This window comes from Collinsella aerofaciens (assembly GCF_009876115.1).
Lineage (GTDB): Bacteria > Actinomycetota > Coriobacteriia > Coriobacteriales > Coriobacteriaceae > Collinsella > Collinsella aerofaciens_N.
This window is the reverse complement of sequence record NZ_WWSY01000025.1, coordinates 1-24,790: the sequence shown is the minus strand read 5'-3', so window position 1 is coordinate 24,790 and position 24,790 is coordinate 1. Positions and strand designations below refer to the sequence as shown.

The following is a 24,790-nucleotide window of genomic DNA, read 5'->3' as shown; positions in this document are numbered from 1 at the left end:
TCTGTTACTTTTAATCTAACAATTCTTTGAGGAACGTAGGTGCTTCTAAATGTACTGTCGACTTCTTCTCAAACTAATCCTAAGAGACAGGGCCGTATGGATTTGTACGCTCGTTCTCGCTGCAGCCTTTTCCGTCCCCATTGCGTTCAATTCACCCATCTACGGGCCCTTCTTTATGAAACAGGGCATGCAGAGCTTTGTCGACGCATTCAATACGCGCGCGCCCCAGGCCAGCGGCACAGACCTATCTCCAGAGCAGCAAAATGACGCGGAGCTTGCAAGATACGCGAACGCCGCCCTCGCCGCTCAAACCGACGCCGCCTTTCTCGATTCTGCCGAGAGCTACTACGCGCTCATGGGCGAAGGCTTCCAATCCGGGTCCATCGTGGGAGACCAAGAGACCAATGACGCAGCGCTCGCATATTGCCGCGCCCTGAGCAGCTCCGGCATCACGGATATCCCGGCCTCCGCAAACGACCTGCCATTCCTTTCCTTCCTGCCTTACGCCATTGCCACGGCGCCGTCTTTCCTTCCCTTCATCCCCTTCCTTCTCTCGTCGATACTCCTGCTCGGGGCCACAAGGCCCGGGACCCTGGCGGCGAAGGCGCCCGTGCCCAAATTCCGGCGCCTTATCCAGATCGTGTTTTCGATAATCGCCGCGGGGACCGCGATGCTCCTCGCCGGCCTCGCACCCGGGGGCATTTACGCCTTGGCCCTAAACGGCTTCGGGCAGATCGGGTACCCGATCGCCTTCTTCCATGACGGCGCGCTCACCACCACGACCGCGGGAAACGTCTTCACGACCATACTTCTCGCGCTGCTCGCGGGCGGAACCTTGATATCCGTTTGTTCCGTCGTCCTATCGACCGCAACGAGGCGCGTCCTCGCGGGCCCCCTTACCTCCGCGCTGCTTGTCGCGGCCCCGGCATTCCCGTTACTGTCCGATTCGGCACTGGGGCATAATGCCGTGCTCGGGCTCCTGCCGCTGGCCGTGTTCTCGCCTATCGAGGCAACGGGTTACGTAGGATGCTTCCCGACAGAATTCATTGGCTCCGGTTCAGGCAGCGCATCGATGCTTGCCGTGGCCCTGGCATACGTCGCGGTCTTTTTTACGGTCGGCGCCGTTGCGACACGTTCCCCCAAACAGCCTGGACCCGCGAAAAAGCACCATGGGCTCGAGCTTCTGGACGCGAGCGTGGGATACGGAAGCACGACGATACTTTCAATCGGGTCGCTTTTCCTGAGCCCGGGAACGGCGGCGGGCCTCGTTGCTCCCAACGGCTCGGGGAAAACCACCCTTCTTGAAGCGCTGTCGGGCCAATTTCCCACCCGCATCCGCTCGGGAAGCCTGGCGGCAGACGGAATCTGCCAACGTCGATCAGCCGAATTTGCGGAACTCGTCTACCTGAGCTCTTCGGGCAGCGCGGATCTCTATCCCACGCTATCGGCCATCGAGCACCTTGCCTTCGTTAGGGAGGCGTGGAAATCGGCCGCCGACATCGACTCGCTCTGCGACTCCCTCGGAATCTCCCCATATCTCGACAAGCCGACCCGTAAACTCTCGACAGGAATGAAGCAGCAGGTAAAGCTTGCCATGGCGATAGCGACCGATTGCCCGTACCTCATCCTCGATGAACCGCTGAACGGCCTCGATCCGGGAAAACGGAAAACCTCCTGCGACGCGATGCGCAGCGAGGTGGCGCGGGGACGAAGCGTGCTCATTTCAAGCCATCTGCTCGACGACCTGGCAGACCTCACCAACTCGTTCTACTTCATCGAGGCCGGCACGCTCGTGAAAAAGACCGAGTCGTCCTCGCAGACGCTCAAGCAGGAATACCTCGATACATACGAGGAAGGTGAATGACATGAAACTATTTGAACAGCTGAAGTCCAACGCGTCGCGCATGGCTGTCTACGCCATCCTCGTGGCAACGGCTTTATGCGGAATCGCGGCACCCGTCTATGCGCTCAACGGAGAGAAAGGCGATGTCGAACCCGCGTACATGGCTTCGACGGTTAAAGACCGGTACAAAGCCTTCTCTGGAGACACGTTTTACGTAGCAGAGTACGACACGACCTACCGTCAGCTTCGCTACAACAAGAGATACGAATATCTAGGCCCAGAAGTAATCAGCTATACATCGGGTTGGTACCGCTCCAGCTATGGACACATAACCCAGTTCAAGTGTAACTACCGTGTGTACAACTAAAGCAACCCGGCCGGGACGAGGGGCGACGCAAAAGCGTCGCCCCCGTTTTTAACCATGCCAGCTGAACCTGGTTCAGGCTTCAATGCAAGAAGAAGCAGGCCGAGGTCCAGATTTCGGACAAGAAGAGGGCGCTCGCGCGCGAGGCGCGCAAGGCACGCAACCACGCGCTCATGGTCGCCGGCGGGCTCATCGTGAACCACGCGCCGTGCGGCAACTGGAAACGCATCGACTGGGACAGGCTTGCGGCGTGAATCGACCGCCACGGATACAAGACCACCGGCTCCACGCAGCACGGAATCTGGACCCGTAACCTTTCGTAGCCCAGATCAAAATACCGGTTGTTTCCAGAAATCCTCTAGGAGGCGTCTAGATAGAGGATTTCTGGAAATGCAAATAACAATAATTTAGATTCCGAGCGTATCGACCGGAGCAACAACGATGCCTTCGCTAGTTACGTGAGCCGGCATACCAAACCCGATGACGATGAGTTTCGCCGCAGGCGGCCTCTCCCCGCGATCGACCAGCTTTCGCTCAAGTCGAAGCAGATTTTCCACTGCCTCTGGGACTTGGGGGCTCCCGAGCTTAACCTCAACGGCAACCCACGAGCCGTCACGACGATGGACAATCGCGTCGACCTCTAGGTCGTCAGCGTCGTGGTAGTGAGATACGGTCGCATCGCTGGCCGCCGCGTAAACCTTGAGATCGTGCAGCACAAGGGATTCGAAGAGCAAGCCAAGGGTCTTCGGATCGGATGACAACGACTCCGGGTCCGCACCGATGAGGGCAACGGCGAGCGATGAGTCCGCAAGGTGCCGCTTCGCGCCCTGCCGCAACTTCACCGGCGACCTGAGAGCCGGATGCCACGCGGGGACATCGTCGACGATATTGATACGGCGCAGCGCGTCCATGTAGCCGGTAATCGTATTCTTTGAGACGTCAACGCCCAAATCCCTTTCGATTGACCTCATGCCGGCAAGAGTCGATTCATTGCGTGCAAGCGACGAGAGCAAGGCCCTCACCTTAACCGGGTCGCGTTTCACTCCATCCGCCCTCGAAACGTCAGACTCGCAAACACCGTCAATATAGGCGGCGGCTATCCGCATTGCGTCGGCAGTTGTCTTACCGACCGCTTGGGGCCAACCGCCGCGGCAGAGCAAATCCGCGATACCGGCGATACCGGCGATGGATCCGAGTGACGCCGCAACGGAATCGCCATCGAGCAGCGCACCAAGCGAGACCGCTCCCGACGAAATACCGAGCTCGAAAAGCGTCATGGTATCCATCCGCAAACGGGCGATTCGACCCACACCGCTGTGCATCGGCTGGTTCTCGGCTCGCGGCGTCGCAGATCCGGTGAGAATGAACTGTCCTGGCTCCCCTCCCCTGACATCGCATTCGAATCGCACGGCATCCCATAGCTTCGGTTCTTCCTGCCATTCGTCGACAAGCCTCGGGGTCGGTCCGACAATTGCTTGGGCCGGATCGAGACGAGCGAGCTGGAGGGCCGCAAAACCGCCAGATGGGTCGGAGAGAGATAACGATGACTCGGCAAATCTCTGAGCTGTCGTTGTCTTTCCACACCATTTCGGCCCCTGAATGAGCACTGCACCAAAAATGCCAAGGTCGCGCTCGACCAAGCAGTCAACACAACGTCCTATATACCTATCCATCGGCTTTCCCTCCAATCATTCATTTGAAATTATAGCGTCTATCTGCGTCGTTGGGACAAATAACGATTACTTATTGGGACGATTGACGGTAATTTATTGGGACGATTGACGATAGCTCGTTGGGACGATTTCCATTTTCTTAAGGCACTAATCAACGAGACCCACTGTGAACTATGAGACGAATAAATTTAGCTGACGCCTCTCATGAGTTCAGCAATGCTGATTTGAAATCCGTCGGCAATCTTCTTGAGATTTGAGAGGCTGACATTACGCCGCCCAACTTCAATGCTCGCGTAGTAGGAACGATCCATTTCAATCAAATTGGCGAACTGCTCCTGACTGCACCCGAGTCCAGCGCGGAGCTCTTTGCATCTCATGCCGAATGATTTCTGAAGCGTCTTCGTATCCATGACAAAAAAAGTCATGGATTGTTGTATTTATGCCAACGGACTATATACAACAATCCCAGTTAAGGCGCATAATTACATCTATTGGAAAGCGCTCTGATGCCCAGTCGGATAGGGCACGAAAAAGGAATGGAACAGCACAATGACCCAGGGAAAGCACTTCGCTGCCGGTGGCGATCACTTCGCCGCACTGCCAAACAAAAAGATTCACACTCCGAAGGGGATCGCGCGTCTGACCGTCACCGCGGCGACCATGGCCGCCATGACCGGATCGAGCCTTATCTCACCGTTCACGGCATTCGCCCAGACCGGTGACGGGGGCACGCAGCACCCCGCCGTGATGTCGCCGATCGCCGCCCACGCCGGCGCGGCATCCGGTACCGGTGCGAAATCCGCCGCACAGATCATCGCGGACCTGCAGAAGGCAGTCGACGAGGCGAAGGCGAAGGAGGACGCCGCCAAGGCATCCTACGATGAGGTCGCCGGCCCCTACAACGAGGCGGCTTCCGCCCGCGATCAGGCCAAGGCATCCTACGATTCGGCAGTCAGCGCCGGCACGGCAGCCGACCGAGCGGCGATGGACGAGTACGCCCGTCAGGTCGCGGAGGGCAAGGACGCCGCCGATGCCGCCGGCAAGGACCTCGAGCAGGCGAAGGCGGGTCTCGCAGACGCCAAGGCGGATGCATCCGAGAAGGACGAAGCGTACCAGTCCGCCCTCAAGGCGGCCCAAGATGCCAAGGATGCCCTCGATAAAGCCAAGGCAGATGCCGTAGGCGCCACCCCGGAGGCAATCAGTGCCGCCGAGCAGGCGGTACGCGACGCCACGGATGCCGTGAGCAGGGTACAGGCCGAACTCGACAACGCCAACGCGACGCTTGCCGATGCCCAGTCCAAGCTGGTTGCGGCCCAGTCTGCAAAGGATTCCGCCGATTCCGTCCTCGCCGCAGCCCAGCAGAACAAGGACACGGCGGATGCGAAGGCCGCAGCCGCCAGCGCCGCCTACGAGAAGGCGAAAGCAGACCTCGCCGCAGCGGAGGCCGGTGCGAGCGGTCCAGAGTATGATGCGGCAAAACAGAAGGTCGCGGACGCAGAGGCAGCCCTCGCTGCCGCACGAGCGGCACAGTCCCAGTGCGAGTCCGAGCTCGAGCAGGCACAGTCCGCTGCGGCAACGGCACAAGCCGACCTGAATGATGCCCAGACGGCTCTCTCCGTAAAACAGCAGGCCGCGGCCGATGCCGAATCCGGTGTGAACGCCGCCCAGTCCGCTCTCGATGTCGCGAACGCCGACCTCGATGCGGCCAAGCAGGCGAATGCCGACGCCGTCGCCAAGCTGGACGCCGCGAAGCAGGCTGTCAAGGACGCCGAGTCCGCCAAGGACGCCGCCGACGTAGAGCTCGCGAACGCCAAGGCCGCAAAGGATACCGCAGACGCCGCCGTGACCGCCGCGCAGCAGAAGGTCGACGATGCCCAGGCGAAACTCGATTCCGCCGACGCGCAGCTCAAGCAGGGAGCCATCGGCTTCTTCCGTGCCATGGGTGCCGATGACGCAGTCAACATCATCCTGAACGCCAAATATGCCGGAAAGACCGAAGTCGGCAACTCCAAGGACGCCACGTCTCTTGACAATATGCTCAATGCGATCAAGTGGATGAAGTCCGTCAACGACTACCGCAAGTCGGTCGGCCTGTCCGAGCTCCATGTCACCTACAAGCTCATCGCCGGTGCGATCGCAGATGCCAACTACAGCGATACCGTGCTCGATCATGCCCGTCAATATGATTTTGCCGAAAACCTGGCATGGAATTACGGAATCGATCCGAGTGGGCAGTGGATCGAGCAGGAGAAGGGCTTTTTCGACAAGGCAACGGAGGCCCTTTATGGAGTCACCGGTCTTGTCGGCAAGGATGCCTATGATTTCTATGCAAAGAACGGTGTCGCAATCAACCATTGGATTGCAGACAACTGCCACTGGGAGAACGGCAGTAGCGGCACCGTCGGCCATTACATGAACATCATCAATCCCGAACTCGCCGTTATGGGAATGGCAACCTGCACCAAGGGCACCATGTCCGGGCTTCAGACGCAGTGCTACACCGCAGAGATCTCCGGCTGGTCCGGCTCCGGTTGGAACATGAACCCCATGTCCGTCGACGAGTATGAGCAGAAGCTGACCTCCTATATCAACGGCCTCAAGAACGCCAAGAGCGCACTCGACGTAGCCAAGGCCGAGCTCGCATCCAAGAAGCAGGCAGCCGCCGGTGCCGCCACAACCGTCCAGCAGAAGCAGGTCGCGGTGGATTCCGCACAGGCAGGTGTCGATGCCGCAAAGCAGGGTGTTGCCGATGCCCAGCGTGCCGTCGATGCCACCAAGGCTGATGTCGCCGCCAAGCAGCAGGGCATCACGGATGCCCAGACCGAGCTTGATGCGGCGAAATCGGACCTCGATGCCGCCAACGCGGCAGTCGATACGGCAAAGTCGACCGTCCAGCAGAAGCAGGTCGCCTTTGATGCTGCCAACGCAGCCGTAACGACCACACAGACCAAGCTGGATTCCGCCAAGGCGGACACCGCTGCTAAGCAGCAGGGCGTGGACGATGCGAACGCCGACCTCGCGAAGTTCTTCCAGGACGTCGCCGACGCCAAGAAGGCGGTCGATACCGCAAAGAGCGTTCACGACGCGGCGGCAGCCGACCAGGCCGAGAAGGCGGCAGTCCTCGCAGCCGCCAAGCAAAAGGCGGACGGCACCGCACGCGCCCTCGCGGATGCCCAGCGTGCCGTCGATGCCGCAAAGGCCGACACCGGCGTTGCCGCCGACAAGCTCACCGGCTCCCAGACCGATCTCGAGGACGCAAAGTCGAACCTCGACATCCTCACCGGTCTTGCCGCGAAGCTCGCAGAGGCACAGCAGCGCGAGCAGGATGCGGCCAAGACCGTCAATGACACCAAGGCCGAACTCGATGCCGCAAAGGCTAACGCCATCGCCGCGGAGTCCCTGGTCTCCGCCGCCGAGCAGGCGAAGGCACAGGCAGACGCCAAGCTGGCGAAGCTGAACTCCATCGATGCCGATGCGGCGCTCGCCTCCGGCCATGACGCGAACGCGGATGATGCCCTCAACGCGCTTTTCGCCGCCGCAGTCGAGGCACGTGCCAAGGTCGCGCCAGCCAAGACCATCCTGGACGAGAAGCAGGATGCGATGGACGGGCTCCAGCCCGGCTATGATGCGGCACTCGCCGCCTACGAGCAGGCGAAGTCCGACCGCATCGCAGCGGAGCAGGAGCTTTCCGATGAGATCGCCCGTCAGGAGGCAGAGGAGGTCGCAAAGCAGCAGACGGCATACACCCCGAAGCACCTCGCCGGCAAGGATACCGCCCAGCCCGGCAGCCTCGCCCAGACCGGTGACCGCGCGGGACTCATCGGCGAGACGTTCGTCATCGGCGGTACCGTCCTCGTGGCAGCCGGCGTCTTCCTCGATCAAAAGAAGCGCCGCGAGCAGATGTAAAAGCGAGCCGGGCGTTGGATATCGGCCAGTGTCCAACACCCGGTTTCATGGTCAGGGAGATCGGTGTGAGAACAAAGGCTATTATCGTTGCGCTTCTGGTGTGCCTTTCGGCACCTCAACTTGGATGTGCCAGCGTTGCAAAGCAAGGATGCGGCTCTACGGAAAGGGCCGCCACAGCGGTAAAGAACAAAGACAAAAAGAAGCCAAACGAAGAAAAGGCGGCGCAAATCTCTGGAGCCAAGACCGAGGAGAAGAAAGAACCCGACGGCAAGGACCAGGAGTCCGACGACTCCAAGAAGGAGGATAGCAAGTCTTCCAATTCCTCGAAGTCGGACAACAAGGGCGATTCCTCCCAGTCCAAGCAGAATTCCGGTAATTCTCAGAACTCTGGCAGCAATAGCTCCTCTTCCAACGGCGGTAGCCAAAAGAAGTGGGTACCCGAGCAGGGCCACTGGGAGACCGATTACGGCCAGGTCTGGGTACCGAACGTCGTTTACGTGCGCCATGGCCGCTTCATCTGCAATGCCTGCGGCGCGACATTCGACTCCAAAAACGGCTTCTACGCACATAGCGATGCAATGTATGCCCAAGGCCAGAACCATGATGGCTATACCGATGACTCCTACACCACCAGCGAGGACCAGGGGCATTACGAGCAGCAGGCAACCGGGCAGCACTGGGTCGTCGACGTGGCCGGACATTGGGAGTAATGTGCATCGTTCCTCTCCTCTTACATTCGGTAAATAAATATTTATTTGCGGGCGGCCGGCTTCGGCCGCCTTTTTTAACGCCCATTCTGGGAGTAAGCGATAGGAAAGCAATCAAACGAGAGACCATATGACTGTGCGCACATGTTAGCATGGTCATATGGTCACCTATTTACAACTGCGACTATGCTGCAATAACTCAACCGTTAGTGCTTATTAAACAGCCAATCGAAGCCAGACTTGCCCAGTGTTTGGCGCATCTGCCCACCTGAATCTCCGTCTCCACGCCATCCTTGCCGAAGACGGCGCTCACGTTCTCAGCGGTCGGGATGACCGTCTTCACCTCACCCGTCGTAAGGTCGAAGCGTTGGCTGCCGGGCTGGTTCTCAAGATGAATCTGACCATAGGATCCAAAGACACTCTGGGGCATGTCCGCCTCATCAAGAAACTGCCGCCCCCAAAATAACAGACGGGCGGATCCGGCGCAGCATATAACGCTCAGTAATGCATGACCATGTTAATGTAGTCATATGTTCACGTATTACAAGCTGGGACCTCATGTATTAGAGCTCGAGCTGCGCCCGTGCGTCCTTGGCGTCTCGCGTCCGACCGTCATCAAATGGCTCAAGCCGGGCTGGCGCGATAAGCGGAATGAGGTCGTGAGGCGGATGGACGCCGGCAGCGTCACACCCATCCGCCTCACAGACGATGAAATCGCGTGGACGCCGGAGTCCGTGGCCGTCAGGGCGTCCGGCGGGGAAATCATCGGGCTCGATGCGTGGGGCATGGCGAAGGTTCTTACCGGAGCCTATGGTCCCGACTCTCCCGGTCGTATTCCTACGATATCGCCCCTAAATCACCAATGTGTCAGATAAAGAATGATGCAATGGCTATGATCAAGCATACGGCGGATGCGGCGACTGCGCCTTTTTTCCTCTCCTTTAGTCCGACGAATAGGGTTGCCGTAAAGTAAAGGGCGGAAAGGCAGTCTATGGCAAGCAAAACGAGTTCCTTGGGCGGTTTCAGCAAAAGGTCGCTAGCAAAGAGTAATGCAAGCAGGGCAAAGCCGATTGTGGTCAAGTATCTCGATTGATTTTGCGACAGCATGGCAACCGCCTTTTAGAACATGTAAGTGAAAAGTCGGTACGATGTCATTGCGGTTGCAAACAAGCCGCCGCCAGGACCGGTTGTTACGAGACCGGCGATAACGCATTTTCTCGGTTTCCAGCTCATGACAGACCCCTCTCTCTCATGGTGAAACGCATACATTATGAGATATGCACATTATCTCGCTAATTAATTTCAATATCCATCATCCAACTAAAGAATACTGACTCACTGGTTCAGCGACGATGCGTTCTTACCCTTGCGTTCCCACTCGCCGCGTCGGCGGTCGGAAGGGTCTCCGTCTCGCAATCAGCGACCTTGTAACCGTATCTGTCGAGCCAGGCAGCAAGTGCATCCCAATCGACGCGCTTCCAGTCGCCGCCCGGCGCGTGCTGCATCACGAGGCCTCCGGCGACCACGAGCCCGTGGATATGCTCTCCTTGCAGGTCTGCGATGATTCCGCCGGTGCATACGATGCTAGGTCGCTGTGCCGGCACTGCGCAAACGTATTGGCCTTTGTGCCCCTTTTGGCAACTTTAGCATGACTATAGGTTAAACCAACCCACAGTCATGAGCACGATAGCGTAGTACTATACTAATTACTTAACATGCTCATATATTTCTACCTGCGATTTATAATTGCTTAATATAGTCACATGTTAATGTGATAATATATGACTATGCTATTTCAGAAAGGGGAGGACATGGCGACGAACATCCTGCTAGTCAATCAGAAGGGCGGCGTCGGCAAGACGACGTTCGCCGACGAGATCGCCTGGGGTCTCGAGCGCCGCGGCCACAAAGTCGGATTCGGCAATCTCGACCCTCAGGGCGGCGCGAACCACGAGAAGAACCTGCTCGACGACGAGAACGCCGTAAACGTCATCGACACGCCGGGTTTCCTGAGTGACGAGACGGCCACGTACGCGAAAAACGCCGACATCGCGATCATCCCGGTCCAGCCAGGCACCCTCGGCCTAAAGCCGATGAAACGCACGATCAAGGTCATCACCGAGGCCAATCCCGACCTGTCGTTCGCCATCATCGTCAACAACTTCGCGGCAAACCAGACGGTCGACCGCCAGTTCCTCGAACTGCTCGAGGCCGACGACCTGCCCGTGCTGGGCACCGTTCCGACCGCAGCGGCCTTCAAGCAGGGCGCGGCCCTGGGCAAGCCCGTGTACGAAATCGCGAAGAGCGGCAAGGCCGCCCAAGCAATCGAAAACATCCTGGACGAGATCGAGGAGGTTCTGTAATGGCCGGAAAGTTCAAGAAATCGACCTCCTACTTCGACGTCGCCGCGGAGAAGGCCGAGGAGAGGCAGCAGAAAATCGTTGAGAGCGCATCTGAGTCCCAGAAACCGGCTCCGCAGGTACGGAAAGCCGGGCGCCCCAAAAAAGGCGCTGAAGGGGCATCTGAGAGGCTTGTACAGCTGTCTGTCTACGTTCCCGAGAGCTATCGCAAGCGCTTGAAGCAGGCCGCACTCGAGGAGGACAAGTCCGTTTCCGACATCGCACGTGAGCTGTTCGACGAGTACCTTGCCGAAAACGGGTTTTAACGAAGAGAACGACGCAACGTTCTTAACGCTGTGACAAAATGGAAGTCCAAGAGAATCAGGACAGGGGTATCGAAAGGTGCTTCTGTCTCTTTTTAGGCCACTGAGAGCCGATTTAAGACCTCGTTTTATATAGCAATGAGAAAACGGTCAAACCCCACCAATAAGACGTCCTATTTTCAATTCTGTGACCTTCTAGCGGTATTCTGTGCAAGGTTGACTGAATACCGGTATCCCGATCGACCGGAAATCGGATTCGGCACTCATTGCCGAATTGGACGGGTTGCGACTGAGTGCGATAGGTCGCCCGGGGAGCCGAAGGCGACGCCGGCGCCGGGGATCGGCGAGAACGTGGGTGGGGAGTTGGGGCGGAGCCCCCACACTTTTGGCCGAAGGCCATGCCAAGGAGCCGCAGGCGACGCGGAGCGTGCGTAAGCGCGCGGAGGGCAAGGAGGCGCAGCCGACGCGCAGGGAGCCGAAGGCGACCGGAGTGCGAGCGTAGCGAGCGCCAAGGAGCCACAGGCGACGCGGAGTGAGGCGTAGCCGAACGGAGGGCAAGGACGAAGGATTTTCTTGTTTGTATATCGTTCGATTATTAAATGCTTTCTGGTAGATTTCTCCGTTTCTCCCTTTAGCTCAGACTAAGTGAATCTTATTCACTCTAGTCAGACTTGGTGGGTTGTATGAACCCATAGTTGTGGTTATTTCAACCCATAGTTGTGGTTATTTCAACCCATAGTGCATGGGTTAATTGAACCCATAGTTGGCATGGGTTATTTCAACCCATAGTCTCGTGAGACAACCCATAGTTGATAAGTTGGCTCCGGTTAACACATGCTCAAACTATGGGTTGAAATAACTATTCCGGTACTTTTTGGCATTTTTCGATCGCTTTCTATAGGTTGGATTAACCCATAGAAAGAAAAGTGCTTAAATTGTCTATGGGTTCTTTCAACCCATAGCTATACCGTCACGGAAAAGCGTCCGCGATCTCTGTCAGCAAGACTATGGGTTGTCCTAACCAATAGTCTTGCTGAAGAACAGTTATTTAACCCCCTATCAATAAAATGATTTTTCGCCAAACTATGGGTTAAAACAACCCATAGTTATACTGTAGGTTCTTTCAACCCATAGCTTGTAAGAAAAAGAAATAGGGCTATGGGTTTATACAACCCATAGCCCTTCAAACTAGGCAGAATGCTTTGCGTCCCACTGAGCTTTGCGTTTCGCCGAATTCTCGGCGCGTTGCTTTTTCCTACCCTCCTCGACTTCGAGCCTGCGCTTAGCGATCGCCGTCATATCGAGCCGGTACTCAACAGATTTGTTATTACCACGCGGCGACTTAATCAAAAGACCGAGTTCGACGAGCTTATCGATTCTCTTCTTGACGTTCGACCGATCCGAGTTGACGTCCGCCGCCATGGTGGCAAGGCTGATGTAGCAGGTGGATTTGTAAACGTCCTTGCGCTGGAACGACCAAATCCGCCCCATGATATCGGTGTCAAGTCTAGGCAAACCGAGCTCGAGCATCCACGGCGGCTTGATGATCGCGACCTTCTCGCTGACCATATCCTGCACCATGTGGGCGACACGGAACGATTCATCCGATGCCCGGCGAAGTGCTTCGCGGTGACTCTCACTATTGGGCATGGCGGCATCTGTGACGGCCTGATTCGCGAAATCGGACGCCGCCCCCATTCCAGACAGGCTTGCGGGGCCGGACGGGTGGCTATCCGTGTCCCACGGATAGCCACCGCCCACGTCCGGTTTTAAATTTCTGGTATCCATAAACTAGCCTCTCGTTGAGGCTATCTAGCCATCAGTCGAAGTGATGCCATAGTATTTTGGTAGTACTTCAACATAGGGACCCAAATCGGAGCATACGTGTGCTAGGATTGCAGGTAACAGGCCAGAAAGCCACATTTGAACATGGAAAAAGCCCTTCTTACTTGGCGGTAGGGGGCTTTTTTCATATCTATTTTTGCTCTTTAACACGCTCCAAAAACTCGGCGATAGCGATTGCCGCCATAGACGACTTAGCTACACCGCGGCTCTTCGCGTAGTCATCGAGATCACGCCAAATTTCGAGAGGCAGAGTAACCTGGATTCTTTTCTTCTCCTCGGCCACTGCCATAGACAATTACCTCCTTCGTTGAACAAACGAAATCGTACCACTACTGATTGAAACAAAGCGTATCACAAATACTGTCTAAAATACAAACTAACACAGAGTGGTACACCTAAATTCGCTAAATCTTTTCGTCGGCCAGATAGGCACTCGAGTTTCCAAAAGGGGTACAGGAAATTGCCGAAAAGGGCACAGGGGCGGCAAGTGATTCACCAAGAGTGAAGGTGGGCCCTCTTACCCAAGCGTTACTCGTTGCTTTGAATGGCAACGCACTAGGGCGACAGGAGTACTCGGGAGACCTGCCTGTATATTATGCAGCTGATTGAATGGCAACAGGGCCGGCGACGCTGCCGGCCCTATAACTGTCCACGCGGGGCAGGCCGCGCATGTTGAGTTTAACGCATCTCGTGACTGTTCAGATTCCGTGCACCGGGCGATTTGTTTTGGTCGTTTAGCTGGGCTAATGGTGGTTATTGGCTGCTGGGCTGGAGGATTTGGACTAATAGTTGCTAATAGTGGCCGGATGAAGAGCTGTTCAAGCTATTAGAAGCAATAGCGAGTACGGTCTTGGCTGGAAAACAGGTCGCGAGCAGGGGAGGGCCGAGCATGTACGGACCGGTGAGCAAGAACGGGCCGGCGTTGGAATTTGGGGAGATCGGCGAGGAAGTTAAGGATGAGGTTCGGCGGCAAGCGACTGGCGAGGCCGTCGAGAGAGCCAGGGGCAAGCTCAAGGCCCGTGACGAGCGCGAAGACGATCCGTTTTGGGGTCGCGGGAATCAAGAACACCTTCGTCGAGCTGCGGAAAGACTGGATTCCGGCGAGGGAGTGGAGCACGGATTGATCGAAGAAGAATGACGCTCTGCTAGAATCAGCAGCGCTGTCGGCAGTCCTCGTGCCGGGCAGGGCCCTCCATCCGATGGGAGGTGATGCCCATGACCGATTTCACCGAGTTCGTGAAGCTCCTGACCGCCCTGGTCTCGCTCCTCACGGCCCTCGTCGGCCTTTCCAAGGCACTCAAGCAGGGTTCGAAGCCCAAAAAGAAAGGTCACCGTCGCTAAGGCGGTGACCTAACTCTTCAAAGCAACGGCTCTGCCCAGCTTCCTACGACTTGGGCTGCCGTCGGCACCATTCTACCCGTTTGACATTGCTGTTGTCGATGCGCCGTATCAAGAATCCACGGCAGCGCTCGTGGTTGCAAAACAGCCCAACAAATAGTGGCTATTAGTCAGTTCGACTGTCCAAAAGGCCTAATAGTTGCTAATAGTGGCCAGTTGGCAACGGATTTGGGCTATTAGTTCTAACAGTGCCTATACTATGACCCCACAAACGGGACACGGTTTTCTGCCCGCACGAGGTTTTGAAGTTTTAGCTGGGACAATCCGGCAGATTGGAGCACAGAACATGAGGTTCGAACGCCTCATGTCACTCAAAATACGTCTCCTCAACTGCGCAAAGGAGAACGGTTTTTAGCGACAAGGAGACAATGGAATGATCTGGTTCACCAGCGACACCCACTTCGGGCATGAGAACGTGCTGAAGTTCACCGACCGCCCGTGGGAGACGATTTGGCAGATGAACGATGCCATCGTCGACAACATCAACGGTAAGGTTGCCGTGGATGACGAGCTCTACATCCTAGGGGATTTCTCATTCAAGATGACCGCCCAGGACGCCTACGGGCTGCGTAAGCGGATCGCCTGCAGACGCATCCACCTCGTCCCGGGAAACCACGACAAGGACTGGACCCAGCCGGCGGTCGCGGGCGCGTTCACCGTGGAACCGCCGATCTGCGTGCTCAAGATCGACGGGCAGAAGATCGTCCTGTGCCATTACCCTATGGCCGACTGGCAGGGCATGAGTCATGGATCGTGGCACCTCCACGGGCACATCCACAGCAGCGGAGGCACGTACAACGAGTTCAACCGCAAGCAGGGCCTTCTGCGCTACGACGTCGGTTGCGACGCCAACGGGCACTCCACGGTGAGTCTCGACGAGCTGAGGGAGTGGTTCGCCGGAGTCGGCGAGCCGTGCGGCCGGGTGAAATGGCCCTGGTGGGTCAACGAGACCGGCGACAGGCAGGTCGAGCGCGAGCTGGCGGCGTACAAGAGGGAAGTGGTAATCCGATGACGGTCTACGTGACAGGCGATATCCACAGTGGGCTCGACATGCAAAAGCTCCGCGACTGGGAGCTTGGGGATAGCCTTGGCAGCGACGACTATCTGATCATCGCCGGCGACTTTGGCTTTCCGTGGGACTTCTCTGCCGAGGAATGCGCCGATATCGCTTGGCTGGAGTCGCGCCCCTACACGGTGCTGTTCGTCGACGGCAACCACGAGCGCTTCGACCACTGGGAGGAACGCCCCATGGAGCCGTGGCACGGCGGGCTGACGCAACGCCTGTCGGATACCTCGTCCATCCGCCGACTCATGCGCGGGGAGGTCTTCGATCTCGACGGCTCGACGGTATTCACCATGGGCGGTGCCACAAGCGTGGACAGGGAATACCGCGTGCCGTATTCCAGCTGGTGGCCTCAGGAGCTCCCGGACGAGCGCGATTTCGATACCGCGCGGGCAAGGCTCGACGAGGTCGGCTGGAAGGTCGACTGCGTCATCACCCATACCTGCGCCACGCGCATGCTCTCGCCGACGCTCTACCCGGACCCAGGCTGGGAGCGCCCGGATGTGGACCGGCTGACCGGATTCCTCGACGAGCTCGAGGATCGCCTGGACTACAAGCGCTGGTATTACGGGCATTTTCACCGAGACGGCAATCCGGACGAACGGCACACGGTGCTGTATGACTGGATCGTGAGGCTTGGGGACAAACTTTTGCCGTGGGGCGCGTACTGATGGCTATCTATGTGACGGGCGACGTGCACGGCAGGGCCGAGTACGGGTCCAGCCGGTTTGCCTTCAGGAATTGGCCGCTGGGTCGGATTCTGACGTGCGATGACGTGGTGATCGTGGCCGGCGATTTCGGCTTCGTCTGGGACGGATCGAATGCCGAGAGGTACTGGCTCGACTGGTTCGAGTCGAAGCCGTGGGCCACGTGTTTCGTAGACGGCAACCACGAGAACCACCGCGCCCTGGCTGAGTTGCCGGTGCGGGAGTGGAACGGCGGGCTCGTCCATGAGGCGCGGCCGCACGTGCTGCATCTGATGCGCGGAGAGGTGTTCGACATCGCAGGAACCACGGTTCTTACCATGGGCGGCGCCGCGAGCCATGACAGGCAGTATCGCAGGGAGGGGAGGAGCTGGTGGCCCGAGGAGATGCCGAGCGAGGAAGAGATGGGGCACTGCCGCGCCTCGCTCGACCGCGTGGGCTGGAAGGTCGACTACGTTGTGACTCACGAGGCGCCGGCTGCCCTTGCTGAGGGGCTATGCCACGAGCTCGGGCGCGAGTATCGGGACGACCGGCTTCAGCGATTCCTTGGCGAGCTCGATGGGCGGCTCGGCTACCGCGCCTGGTTCTTCGGCCACTACCACGGCGACGAGTGGCGTGACGCCAGGCATCGCCTTATCTACCGAGACATCGTGCCGGTCGAAGATGCTGCGCCCGCTTCTAGAAACCTTCTAGAAGCGCTCTAGAAGGTTTCTAGAAATTAGGCGCCATATGGACTATTCCAATTCAAAAGTCTGGTCGAGGGAGTTCGACCCGGCACCCATCCCGTCGACTTTCACTTCGATGGGAGACATGTCATTGAGATCAAAAATCGACACACCGTCGCATTCGCCTCCCGGCGCAAGCCCTTGCGAAGAGAAGTGGTCTTCCTGCAAATCGGCGGCAAACCCGCGAGATAGCATCTGCTTATTTTGATAAGCCGTGATGTAGCTACCAACAGCGCATGAATCTGCCGATCGGTTGTTAATGGCGTGCCAGCGAACAACGGCAACCTTCCCGCCATCGCCAGCCGAGGAATCATGCACCTCGACGCCGGTGACTGAATACTCCATCTTGCCGTAAACCCCGTCTTCCTGCGCGTTATCAGAATCGGCGACCTGAACTGCCGTCTGACGATCGTCTGCCTGGCTGCACCCAGAGGTCATAACTAGGGCGGCTGCCAGAACACCCGCAGCCCCAAAGTTCCGAGCTAGGTTGATTGCCTTTTTAACAGAGAGATGTTCCATCGACTACTCCAAACTTAATTGTTTTTGAATGCCATCAGCCAAACAGCCAAGCCCCAATGAGCATGACCACTGAAACTGCTGCAAGCGAAGCCCAGACGGCATTTTGACGGGTGATGACACCGCTGATGGTGAGCGCATTTGCGCCGGCACCATCAATGACAGTCCAGACGAGTGCCGTGACCAAAAAGACGACTAGCCCTGCCGTTATCAACTCACGGCGAGACGGCCTTAGCTTGTCGGACATATCTACTCGTTCCTCGCCTTGGTCATGACCTCGACCTTGGCCTCGGCCACGGCCGCCCGCTGCTCGGAGGCGGCGAGGCGATCCTTGAGGGCGGCGACCTCGGCCATCAGGTCACGCTGGGCGAGGAGGGAGACGTTGAGATCGGCCTGAGCCTTGGCCGCGGCGTCGACCGCGCCCCTCATGCTTTCAATTCGATCGTCTTTTGCGGCTGATTCTGCCAAGAGCTGATTGTTCTCGGAATCGAGCTTCTTGAGCTGCGAGAGGTAATCGGCGACGGTGGCGTGGAGCTCATCGTTCTCAATCTCCAAGCTCGCAGTATCCAGCTCGAATTTCTCTTTGATGGCGGCGACCTGCTCGACGCAATTAGATTTGATGCTCTGAATCTGTTCCATTGCACTTTTCTTGGCAGCGTCGGCGTCCTCGCGGGCAGCACGAGCCTCCATCGCGGCAGCTTCGGCAGCGCCCACGATGATGCGCTTAACCCGCTCGACCGCCTCATCGAGGACGGCCGATGCGTCGAGCGCAGCCTTCACGCCGGGAGTGGCGTTAGGGTGGTAGCCATCGACCAAGCGGGCGACGGTATCGGCCTGCGAGAGACCAAGGCTCGTGCTGATGTCCTTTATGGCGTCACGGGTCTCCGATGAGACATTCAGACTGGTCATTTTCTTTTCGGACTGGACTTGGTTTTCGGCCATGATGCGGCACTCCAATCAACAACGGGCATGGCTCCGCCATGCCATATGGCTGGGAACAATGCACGGCCGCTGTTGAGTTGTCTTTTTCCTGCGATCGGTGAGTTCTAAAAAGGCGTCTCAAGTCATGCGTTCACGCAGGTTTTCGGTTAGAGAAATACCGCACCCTTATATAGTAACGCCGCCGCACTCGGGCCTATTAGGCAAATCGCGAAACGACAGACGGACTTATTTCCTGACGCCCACCAATCCGCGTTCACGAAGGATGCGGTACAGCGTTGATTTGGAGACGCCAGTCGCAGCGCAAATATCGGGAATAGGAGTCTCTCCTCCAAGATAGAGCTTTACTGCGGCATCGGCTTTGACGCCGGCAGTGCGAGGCCTGCCACCCACGTTGCCGCCGTGGCTCCGTTTGACGGCGATACCCTCGGCCTGGCGTTGCCTGATCAGATCTCGCTCAAGTTCCGCGGTGCAAGCATGGGTGCCAAGCACGAAGCGCCCGAATGCGGTATCTAGATCCACGGGCTGTTTCAGGGACGTGAGCTTCACGCCGAGGTTTCGAAACATAAGGTCATAGTTGAGCAGCTGCCTGGTCGATCTGGTCAAGCGCTCCCAGGATTCGACCACCACCTCGTCACCCGCCCGCATCTTCTTGAACAGGCGCTTCTGCTGCGTCCGGTCGCCGTCCTGGGCACCCGTGACCTTGTCCTTGTAGATATGGCCATAGGCCACGCCAGCGTTCACCAGAGCCTCGATCTGGCGGTCCAACCTCTGGTCTTTCGTGCTCACGCGAGCATATCCGTAACGTGTCATTTCAGCCTCCTGCCTCGTATTTGATTTTCCCATGGGAATTGACGCGGAGGTTTTGACACTGGGTTTTGGCACTCGACGTTCACGGCATCGAGGGTTCGGTTTTCGAGTGCCGCGCGGCATACGTTTTGGGACTGGCTCCAGGACAAACGGGTATAATCAACGTACTACAATGTAATACGTTGATTGGAGCAACTATGGCCATGAGTGCCACTGCCATCAGGTTCGATGATGGTGAGAAGGACTGGATCCAGTCCTATGCGAGCGTCCTCGGCATGTCCTTTTCCGAATTCGTGAGGAACGCCGCCCTCGATAAGGTCGAGGAGGCGGCTGACATCAAGGCGTACAACGAGGCGCTGATGGAGGACGATGGCACCCGCTATTCGATGGATGACGTCATGCGTATGGCAATGGAGGCCGAGTGAGTTTCAGCGTCGAATGGTCTAAGGCGGCGACCAAGCAACTCCTAAGCATTCCGAAGAAGCAGCGGCTCATAATCCTGTCCTGGGTTCAGGAGCACCTTGACGGATGCGAGGACCCGCGGCGCGCACCGAATGGAAAACAGCTTCAGGGCACCGATTCCGGTTGGCGTTGGCGCGTTGGTGTCTACCGCATCCTGGCAAGGATCGAGGACGGGAAAGCCGTCATCGAGGTCGTAAGGGTCGGCCACCGCCAGGGTGTCTACAAGAACATGCCGCGGCTATGAGCACCCCAAAGTGCCACCACGCAGGTCAAGGCCGAAAAAACGACCTCACCAGATGCGTTTTAAGGCGCCTGAAAGCAGATGTCCCTAACGGGTATCTAGGCATTCCTTTTCTGGGCTGTATTTGCGATTACATCAAGCCGTCTACCTGCGGCTTCGTGGAGTTTGCCGCCGCCCGAAAAAATCGTGTCTGCGCGGTGCGATACAGTAGGTTAAACGCCCCGCGAGGAAAGGAACAGCCATGAGCGACACACAGGAAATCGTTCAACGACTCGAACGCGAGATGGCAGACCGAGCCACTGCAGTTGAGAAGGTTGATGCTTTTAAGAACCAGCTCGCACAGGCCATCAAGGCCTTCATGGCCGCCGACGAGGCAGTTCGCGGCCTCAACGACCGCGACAGCATCGTTGACGCACAAATCGCAACCGTCATCGACGAGCATCTTCGTACCATCGACAGGCTGTGCCGTTTCGGCATCGACGGTGGTTTCGGTGAGAAACATCCGGTCAGAGAGGTTTAAATCTCCGCATGGCCATGGAGTAAAATAAAGAGGGTCGAATCCGAAGCAGTTCCCAGACAATTGGCGTCCGGCCAGACACTTCGGTTCGGCCCTTTCTTTCCAGGACTCTATAACAGAAAAGCCCCTGCTAGAGGGGATTTTTCGTGAGTTGATATTATAACAGCTGATTGAACTGCAACGCGCTAGGTCCACTAGGGCGAGGCAAACTAGCGAGGCGTGTCGCCGCGAGTGTAATCGCCGCGATCGACGACGCGGTCGTCCAGCTGCCTCGACACGGCGCCACCGCTGTGCGTCTTGCCCGCGGCGCGACAGAAGGAGACACTGTTGGGGTCGATGGGCTAAGACCGTTGCTGACCAAGTGCCATTAGCGGCCATTGGCACATGTCGAGCCAGGCTGATTCTGTTGGTATAGGGTGGCATTTCACTGAGGTCGGAAACTCCCGCAACCATTGATTAATTTCGATATGTCCGAAATTAATATTACATACATGGGTAACAAGCATATATGGGAGCGCTCAAGTAACCGAAGTAACCGAGCCGGGGCAAAAATTGGCAAGAAGGACCCCGGTGAGAAGTTTGGAGGCGAAGATGAGTACAACGAAAGACCTGTTTATTACTCGCAGGTCAATCCTGACGGCAGCCGCATTGGGCGGACTGTCACTAATCACTCCACATGGTGCATTTGCTGATGGTTACAATTCTGAAACTGTAGAATTCCTAGCATTCCCGGATCTGAGTGAATCTGATGTCGAGGCGATTGTGCGTCAACGTGCAGAGCAAGAAGCGGCCCTTATCATAGAAGAGGCGATGTCATCTGATGATGTTGAGCTCTATGCGACACGCGGTCGCCCAAGCTACAGCACCGTATACGGGAGCGTGCAAACGAAAGCCAGCGGATGGCACGACGTTGCTGGGCAGCCCCCGGGGGGCATTCACATCGACGGGAGCGGTTCTGTAAACGTCCAGCGGTATGGCGGCGGTTCGGTGAGTGTATCGGTGCCGCTCCCGAATGGTGTCGGAAGCATAGGCGTATCGATACCGCTGGCAAAGCGCGAGGCGATGGCGACTGGGTTTTCCATTGATATCGGCGGCGCTGGCTTTTGGAAAGTAACGGCGAACGTTGAACACAAGGTCCAGCCGTTTGTTGTTTATGAGACCGTCAATGGCGTCAAGAAGGTGTACAAAAAAGCAGCGACGAATGACTTCTTCCGTCTTGCCTTAGGCAAGCGAAAAGTAGGATGACATGATAGGCAAGAGCTATGCAAAGATAGCGGCCGTTGGCCTTGCGATCGGTCTTGCAATGGTGCTGTGCGCATCATTCGCGAAGTATAGGTCCGAGCAATCGTTCATCGATGGCGCTGAAAACGGTTTTGGCATAGACGGGATGTATGTCAGCGATGGCGCGACCGGGCCGTCTATGGCGATTCTTGCAGGCGAAGACATGGAATGGCAAATCTGTAATGGCGATGGCTCTTGTCTGAATGGTCGTTTGGCCGCAACGAGCGATCCGAATTCGTTCGATCTTCTCGACGATGATGGGGCGTATTGCGGTTCTGTTCACCTTTCATATGCATCGCGAGATGGGATGGACGGCATCCTCTACGTCTCCCACGAAACTGGCGATTTCAAGATGCGCAGAACTAACCGAGCGCCGGCTTTTATCGAGGAGTGAGAGTTCCCGGCGGCCTGATCGGCAGGCCGCCGGGGTATCGAATCCCACATCCATCCGTATGAAGTTGATAATCGAGGAAACAAAGCCGTCCTGCCTGGGACGGCTTTGTTCTTTAAAGGCCGGGTTTTACCCTAGCCCAAAATGGCCAGAATGGTCACCAGAGGAAGAGCGACGATCATAAGACGGAGCTCGGACATAGCGACCACCTCCCCGAAAACTCGGGCAGGGCCAAGCTAGCGAGGCGGGGTACGAGCTGACTGCTTTCTGTTTAATGGCCATCAATCTCTTCTGCCGTCTCTTTTCGCTTTTACTCAGTAGTTATAGCTAAACGAGTAATTGCACTCAATTGCAAAACTGATCCGGCTGCGTTCCGACTTAAAGATTTCTGTTGTCTGGTTCATCTGCCAGATAGTCGTGGGGAACATAGTCAACGTGATAACGCTTCTCCAATTTCTCGATGAACCGGTCGACCTTTCGAGCATTTTGATAAACCTTTTCAAGCGTTCGGAAAACAGCTTTCTCGTTGTACGCGGGAAGCCCTTGAGCGTTCACAAAATACATCAGCTGATTGAGATTCGTTCCTTCCTTCAATAACTCGTGATGAAGCTTTTCCACTTCCGCGATGTCGAAATTGAATGATTCAATCTTTCCGTAGATCGCGCTGCGACGAACCAACTCGCTTACAGAGACGCCAAGCACTGCCGCCCGCTGTTCGATCGCCATTTTTTCTGGAGCGGTCAGCATCACGTGAGACGAGACGTCACGTTTCTCGGCGATGGCTTCACCGCACTCGCCAGATTTTCTTGGAGCGTGTTTGCGCTTGCAGTTGTGCAGCGCTTTATTTTTCTCGTGCTCGATTTTCTTTCCGATCTCAAGATCGTCGAGAGAAATCGAACGGCTAATCAAAACGGAGCGGATTAGTTCAGCTTCCGTGCAACCAGCTTCGTCGCAGAGGCGCTGAAGAATTTCTTTTTCTTCAGCGGTCAACGTCGCTTCGACTTTCTCACTTCGTCTCATTTTTATCCCTTCAGTTTCGGAGTGGCCTCCGAAACAAGATTTGGAAAAGTCCGCCGAGTTTTTCTCGGAGGCGAAACCGCTTCGCGCACAAAGCGGAACTCAGCTTTGCCTGTTTTCTTTTCCCGTAGGAGGGAAAAGCAAGATCGTAAATGGCCATAGTTCATGTTTACATGTAATTATGGCCATTTACGTACATCTTGCAATCTCCGGAACGGTGATTGGGCGAAACGCAGTGTAGACGTGGAATGAGAGGCCTCATTCCAAGCGAGAGGCCTCGCGGCGTTGTAACTGCGTGAAGACCGTGAGCGGAAGCGAATTTTTAACGCGAAGGATGCTGAGTGTTAGAAATTCGCTGTAGCGAGAGCGGAGCGGAAATGCGAATGCGAGGGATGCCGAGTGTTTGCATTTTTGCGAAGCGGGTTTGCGGCGCCTGCGACGCAAACATTCGACTTCGTCGAATCGTTTTTCGATACGCTTGCGAAAAAGTTGAGGCAGCTTTCGACATTTCAATGACGCGGAGAGTCTTTAGTGAGACTCGTAGCGTTGTTGGATTGTCGAAAGGTACCGCGAATCGCATTACGGTTCGAATGGCGAGTCGATTTTCATGCGGCGGTCAAGCCGCCTATGATCGCGACCAGAGGTCGCTATCGATTTTCAAAACTCGAGTTTTGTTTTGACGCGATTTGAAATGCGATATGAAAAAACGAAACGGCCGCACGAGTCGTTTTGACTTTTGCGCGGGCGCGATCCGAATCAAATGAAAATCAAGACGATGAGTTTTTGAGTTTCGCGCTTCAGATCTCAGAAAACAGATTTAAAAACTGCAACGTCGATTCCAACTGTCACCAATCAACCGATGCAGTCGCAATCGACTTACCAGCCCCGGTCCATGGGCGGAGCCCTGGCAAGCGCCGTGCCGTCCGGGCCGGCGGCAGATTTGTACATACATTTACGATGGAGGTACAAGTCTGCGTCTCTTGCGATATTTTTCATCTCACAGCACATTTCACGGCAAACCATCGCCGCGCTTAGATCGCCTCGGTGTCCGGTGGCTGTCCGGTAGCGAACCTTTTACCGAGACGCACCGGAGACATTGCGTAACCGTGTCATGCCGCAACAATGTAAAAGTGTGACTGCCGAACTGTGTAATAACGCAATAACGTAACAACGTTATTGCGTCACTTTTTAGCGCCGCCAAGGGCGCCGGGTTTTTAGGGCAGAGCCATAGTGCGCCGCCGGGCTTTGTACGGCGGCGCACGACACTTGCGGAAAATTTTCAGGCGCGATTAGTTCAATGTTCAATTGTTCTGCTATTCCACAGTCACGTTGTTCTGTTATTTCGATTTGCCGCAATCGCGTTATCGCACAGCTACGCTACTACGTAGTTACGTTATGACACAGTTGCGTTGTGTCATAGTTTGGTTCCGCAAGAGTCGTACGCCGCCGTACAAAACTGCGTTTTGCCCGGCGGCGTACGATTTAGGGCTCTGCCCTAAAACCCGGCACACGGCAAAACGGAATAACAGAACTATGCAATAACGACATTACGTAAATACGGCATTGCTGAAAAAGTGAATACCGTTAAACCCGCATATCGATACCGCTCAGCCATTCGCCTCGCCCCCGTCGCACGTATCTTCATCCGATCTGTTACTTTTAATCTAACAATTCTTTGAGGAACGTAGGTGCTTCTAAATGTACTGTCGACTTCTTCTCAAACTAA

Annotated in this window: 27 protein-coding genes; 16 read left to right on the top strand and 11 right to left on the bottom strand. The window is 56.5% G+C overall.

All coding sequences use genetic code 11. The features are described 5' to 3' along the window. Window positions 1-175: 175 nt before the first annotated feature. A complete protein-coding gene (locus GT571_RS09740) occupies window positions 176-1,864 on the top strand; it encodes an ABC transporter ATP-binding protein (RefSeq protein WP_161156947.1) in 1,689 nt (562 codons plus the stop codon). A gap of 1 nt (window position 1,865) precedes the next feature. After that, window positions 1,866-2,210 carry a hypothetical protein gene (locus GT571_RS09735; RefSeq protein ID WP_118266514.1) on the top strand — a complete coding sequence of 115 codons (345 nt, stop codon included), beginning with the start codon at window positions 1,866-1,868 and terminating at the stop codon, window positions 2,208-2,210. Window positions 2,211-2,614: 404 nt separating this feature from the next. On the opposite strand, the gene GT571_RS09730 is transcribed toward GT571_RS09735, so the two are convergent. After that, window positions 2,615-3,880, bottom strand: coding sequence for an ATP-binding protein (locus GT571_RS09730; RefSeq protein WP_161145597.1), 1,266 nt, complete (start codon window positions 3,878-3,880; stop codon window positions 2,615-2,617). Between the two features lie 188 nt (window positions 3,881-4,068). After that, a complete protein-coding gene (locus GT571_RS09725; RefSeq protein ID WP_229030448.1) occupies window positions 4,069-4,257 on the bottom strand; it encodes a helix-turn-helix domain-containing protein in 189 nt (62 codons plus the stop codon). Window positions 4,258-4,429: 172 nt separating this feature from the next. Here GT571_RS09725 and GT571_RS09720 point away from each other — a divergent pair, with 172 nt between their 5' ends. Together GT571_RS09720 and GT571_RS09715 are read left to right on the top strand one after the other, a co-directional pair. Beyond that, on the top strand, window positions 4,430-7,786 hold the full coding sequence (locus tag GT571_RS09720) for a coiled-coil domain-containing protein (protein WP_161156944.1): 3,357 nt from the start codon (window positions 4,430-4,432) through the stop codon (window positions 7,784-7,786). A 65-nt stretch (window positions 7,787-7,851) separates the two neighbouring features. Continuing rightward, complete coding sequence (locus GT571_RS09715) at window positions 7,852-8,496, top strand: hypothetical protein (RefSeq protein WP_240129026.1); 645 nt, start codon at window positions 7,852-7,854, stop codon at window positions 8,494-8,496. A 196-nt stretch (window positions 8,497-8,692) separates the two neighbouring features. On the opposite strand, the gene GT571_RS09710 is transcribed toward GT571_RS09715, so the two are convergent. Together GT571_RS09710 and GT571_RS09705 are read right to left on the bottom strand one after the other, a co-directional pair. After that, a complete protein-coding gene (locus GT571_RS09710; RefSeq protein ID WP_161145400.1) occupies window positions 8,693-8,923 on the bottom strand; it encodes a hypothetical protein in 231 nt (76 codons plus the stop codon). A gap of 437 nt (window positions 8,924-9,360) precedes the next feature. Next, entirely contained in the window at window positions 9,361-9,600 is a 240-nt protein-coding gene (locus GT571_RS09705) for a hypothetical protein (protein ID WP_161145401.1), read from the bottom strand. A gap of 704 nt (window positions 9,601-10,304) precedes the next feature. On the opposite strand from GT571_RS09705, the gene GT571_RS09700 reads away from it, so the two are divergent. Further along, entirely contained in the window at window positions 10,305-10,856 is a 552-nt protein-coding gene (locus tag GT571_RS09700; protein WP_155086614.1) for a ParA family protein, read from the top strand. Then, window positions 10,856-11,158, top strand: coding sequence for a ribbon-helix-helix protein, CopG family (locus GT571_RS09695; protein WP_155086615.1), 303 nt, complete (start codon window positions 10,856-10,858; stop codon window positions 11,156-11,158). The genes GT571_RS09700 and GT571_RS09695 overlap by 1 nt, the downstream gene beginning before the upstream one ends. Window positions 11,159-12,343: 1,185 nt before the next feature. Here the strand turns inward: GT571_RS09695 and GT571_RS09690 are convergent. Further along, window positions 12,344-12,943 carry a helix-turn-helix domain-containing protein gene (locus tag GT571_RS09690; protein ID WP_161145402.1) on the bottom strand — a complete coding sequence of 200 codons (600 nt, stop codon included), beginning with the start codon at window positions 12,941-12,943 and terminating at the stop codon, window positions 12,344-12,346. A 187-nt stretch (window positions 12,944-13,130) separates the two neighbouring features. Continuing rightward, window positions 13,131-13,289 (bottom strand): ribbon-helix-helix domain-containing protein, encoded by a 159-nt coding sequence (locus tag GT571_RS09685; protein WP_082421961.1) that lies wholly within the window; start codon window positions 13,287-13,289, stop codon window positions 13,131-13,133. 600 nt (window positions 13,290-13,889) lie between these two features. Between GT571_RS09685 and GT571_RS09680 the strand changes: the two genes are divergently transcribed. The 5 genes from GT571_RS09680 to GT571_RS09665 all read left to right on the top strand — a co-directional run bounded on the left by GT571_RS09680 (window position 13,890) and on the right by GT571_RS09665 (window position 16,869). Further along, window positions 13,890-14,138, top strand: coding sequence for a hypothetical protein (locus GT571_RS09680; protein ID WP_155086624.1), 249 nt, complete (start codon window positions 13,890-13,892; stop codon window positions 14,136-14,138). Between the two features lie 77 nt (window positions 14,139-14,215). Then, on the top strand, window positions 14,216-14,341 hold the full coding sequence (locus GT571_RS10190) for a hypothetical protein (protein WP_256637919.1): 126 nt from the start codon (window positions 14,216-14,218) through the stop codon (window positions 14,339-14,341). A 430-nt stretch (window positions 14,342-14,771) separates the two neighbouring features. Beyond that, window positions 14,772-15,410, top strand: coding sequence for a hypothetical protein (locus GT571_RS09675; protein WP_155086625.1), 639 nt, complete (start codon window positions 14,772-14,774; stop codon window positions 15,408-15,410). After that, on the top strand, window positions 15,407-16,132 hold the full coding sequence (locus tag GT571_RS09670; protein WP_155086626.1) for a metallophosphoesterase: 726 nt from the start codon (window positions 15,407-15,409) through the stop codon (window positions 16,130-16,132). The genes GT571_RS09675 and GT571_RS09670 overlap by 4 nt, the downstream gene beginning before the upstream one ends. Then, window positions 16,132-16,869: a metallophosphoesterase family protein gene (locus tag GT571_RS09665; RefSeq protein WP_161145403.1), complete on the top strand. Its 738-nt coding sequence runs from the start codon at window positions 16,132-16,134 to the stop codon at window positions 16,867-16,869. The genes GT571_RS09670 and GT571_RS09665 overlap by 1 nt, the downstream gene beginning before the upstream one ends. A 30-nt stretch (window positions 16,870-16,899) precedes the next feature. Here GT571_RS09665 and GT571_RS09660 read toward each other — a convergent pair whose 3' ends face one another. The 4 genes from GT571_RS09660 to GT571_RS09645 all read right to left on the bottom strand — a co-directional run bounded on the left by GT571_RS09660 (window position 16,900) and on the right by GT571_RS09645 (window position 19,158). Further along, a complete protein-coding gene (locus GT571_RS09660; protein WP_055287566.1) occupies window positions 16,900-17,409 on the bottom strand; it encodes a DUF5067 domain-containing protein in 510 nt (169 codons plus the stop codon). 34 nt (window positions 17,410-17,443) lie between these two features. After that, window positions 17,444-17,653: a hypothetical protein gene (locus tag GT571_RS09655; protein WP_055287568.1), complete on the bottom strand. Its 210-nt coding sequence runs from the start codon at window positions 17,651-17,653 to the stop codon at window positions 17,444-17,446. A gap of 2 nt (window positions 17,654-17,655) precedes the next feature. Continuing rightward, window positions 17,656-18,348 carry a hypothetical protein gene (locus GT571_RS09650; RefSeq protein ID WP_155086633.1) on the bottom strand — a complete coding sequence of 231 codons (693 nt, stop codon included), beginning with the start codon at window positions 18,346-18,348 and terminating at the stop codon, window positions 17,656-17,658. A gap of 225 nt (window positions 18,349-18,573) precedes the next feature. Beyond that, on the bottom strand, window positions 18,574-19,158 hold the full coding sequence (locus GT571_RS09645) for a recombinase family protein (protein WP_161145404.1): 585 nt from the start codon (window positions 19,156-19,158) through the stop codon (window positions 18,574-18,576). A gap of 200 nt (window positions 19,159-19,358) precedes the next feature. On the opposite strand from GT571_RS09645, the gene relB reads away from it, so the two are divergent. From relB to GT571_RS09620, 5 genes are all read left to right on the top strand, one after another. Continuing rightward, on the top strand, window positions 19,359-19,580 hold the full coding sequence (relB, locus tag GT571_RS09640; protein ID WP_204986970.1) for a type II toxin-antitoxin system RelB family antitoxin: 222 nt from the start codon (window positions 19,359-19,361) through the stop codon (window positions 19,578-19,580). Then, window positions 19,577-19,861: a type II toxin-antitoxin system RelE family toxin gene (locus GT571_RS09635; RefSeq protein WP_006236318.1), complete on the top strand. Its 285-nt coding sequence runs from the start codon at window positions 19,577-19,579 to the stop codon at window positions 19,859-19,861. The genes relB and GT571_RS09635 overlap by 4 nt, the downstream gene beginning before the upstream one ends. A 238-nt stretch (window positions 19,862-20,099) precedes the next feature. After that, window positions 20,100-20,378 carry a hypothetical protein gene (locus GT571_RS09630; protein ID WP_161156942.1) on the top strand — a complete coding sequence of 93 codons (279 nt, stop codon included), beginning with the start codon at window positions 20,100-20,102 and terminating at the stop codon, window positions 20,376-20,378. Between the two features lie 588 nt (window positions 20,379-20,966). Continuing rightward, complete coding sequence (locus GT571_RS09625; protein WP_155086619.1) at window positions 20,967-21,620, top strand: hypothetical protein; 654 nt, start codon at window positions 20,967-20,969, stop codon at window positions 21,618-21,620. A 1-nt stretch (window position 21,621) separates the two neighbouring features. Beyond that, a complete protein-coding gene (locus GT571_RS09620; protein WP_155086618.1) occupies window positions 21,622-22,050 on the top strand; it encodes a hypothetical protein in 429 nt (142 codons plus the stop codon). A gap of 375 nt (window positions 22,051-22,425) precedes the next feature. Here the strand turns inward: GT571_RS09620 and GT571_RS09615 are convergent, their stop codons facing one another. Then, a complete protein-coding gene (locus tag GT571_RS09615) occupies window positions 22,426-23,067 on the bottom strand; it encodes a plasmid mobilization protein (RefSeq protein WP_161145405.1) in 642 nt (213 codons plus the stop codon). Window positions 23,068-24,790 lie beyond the last annotated feature (1,723 nt).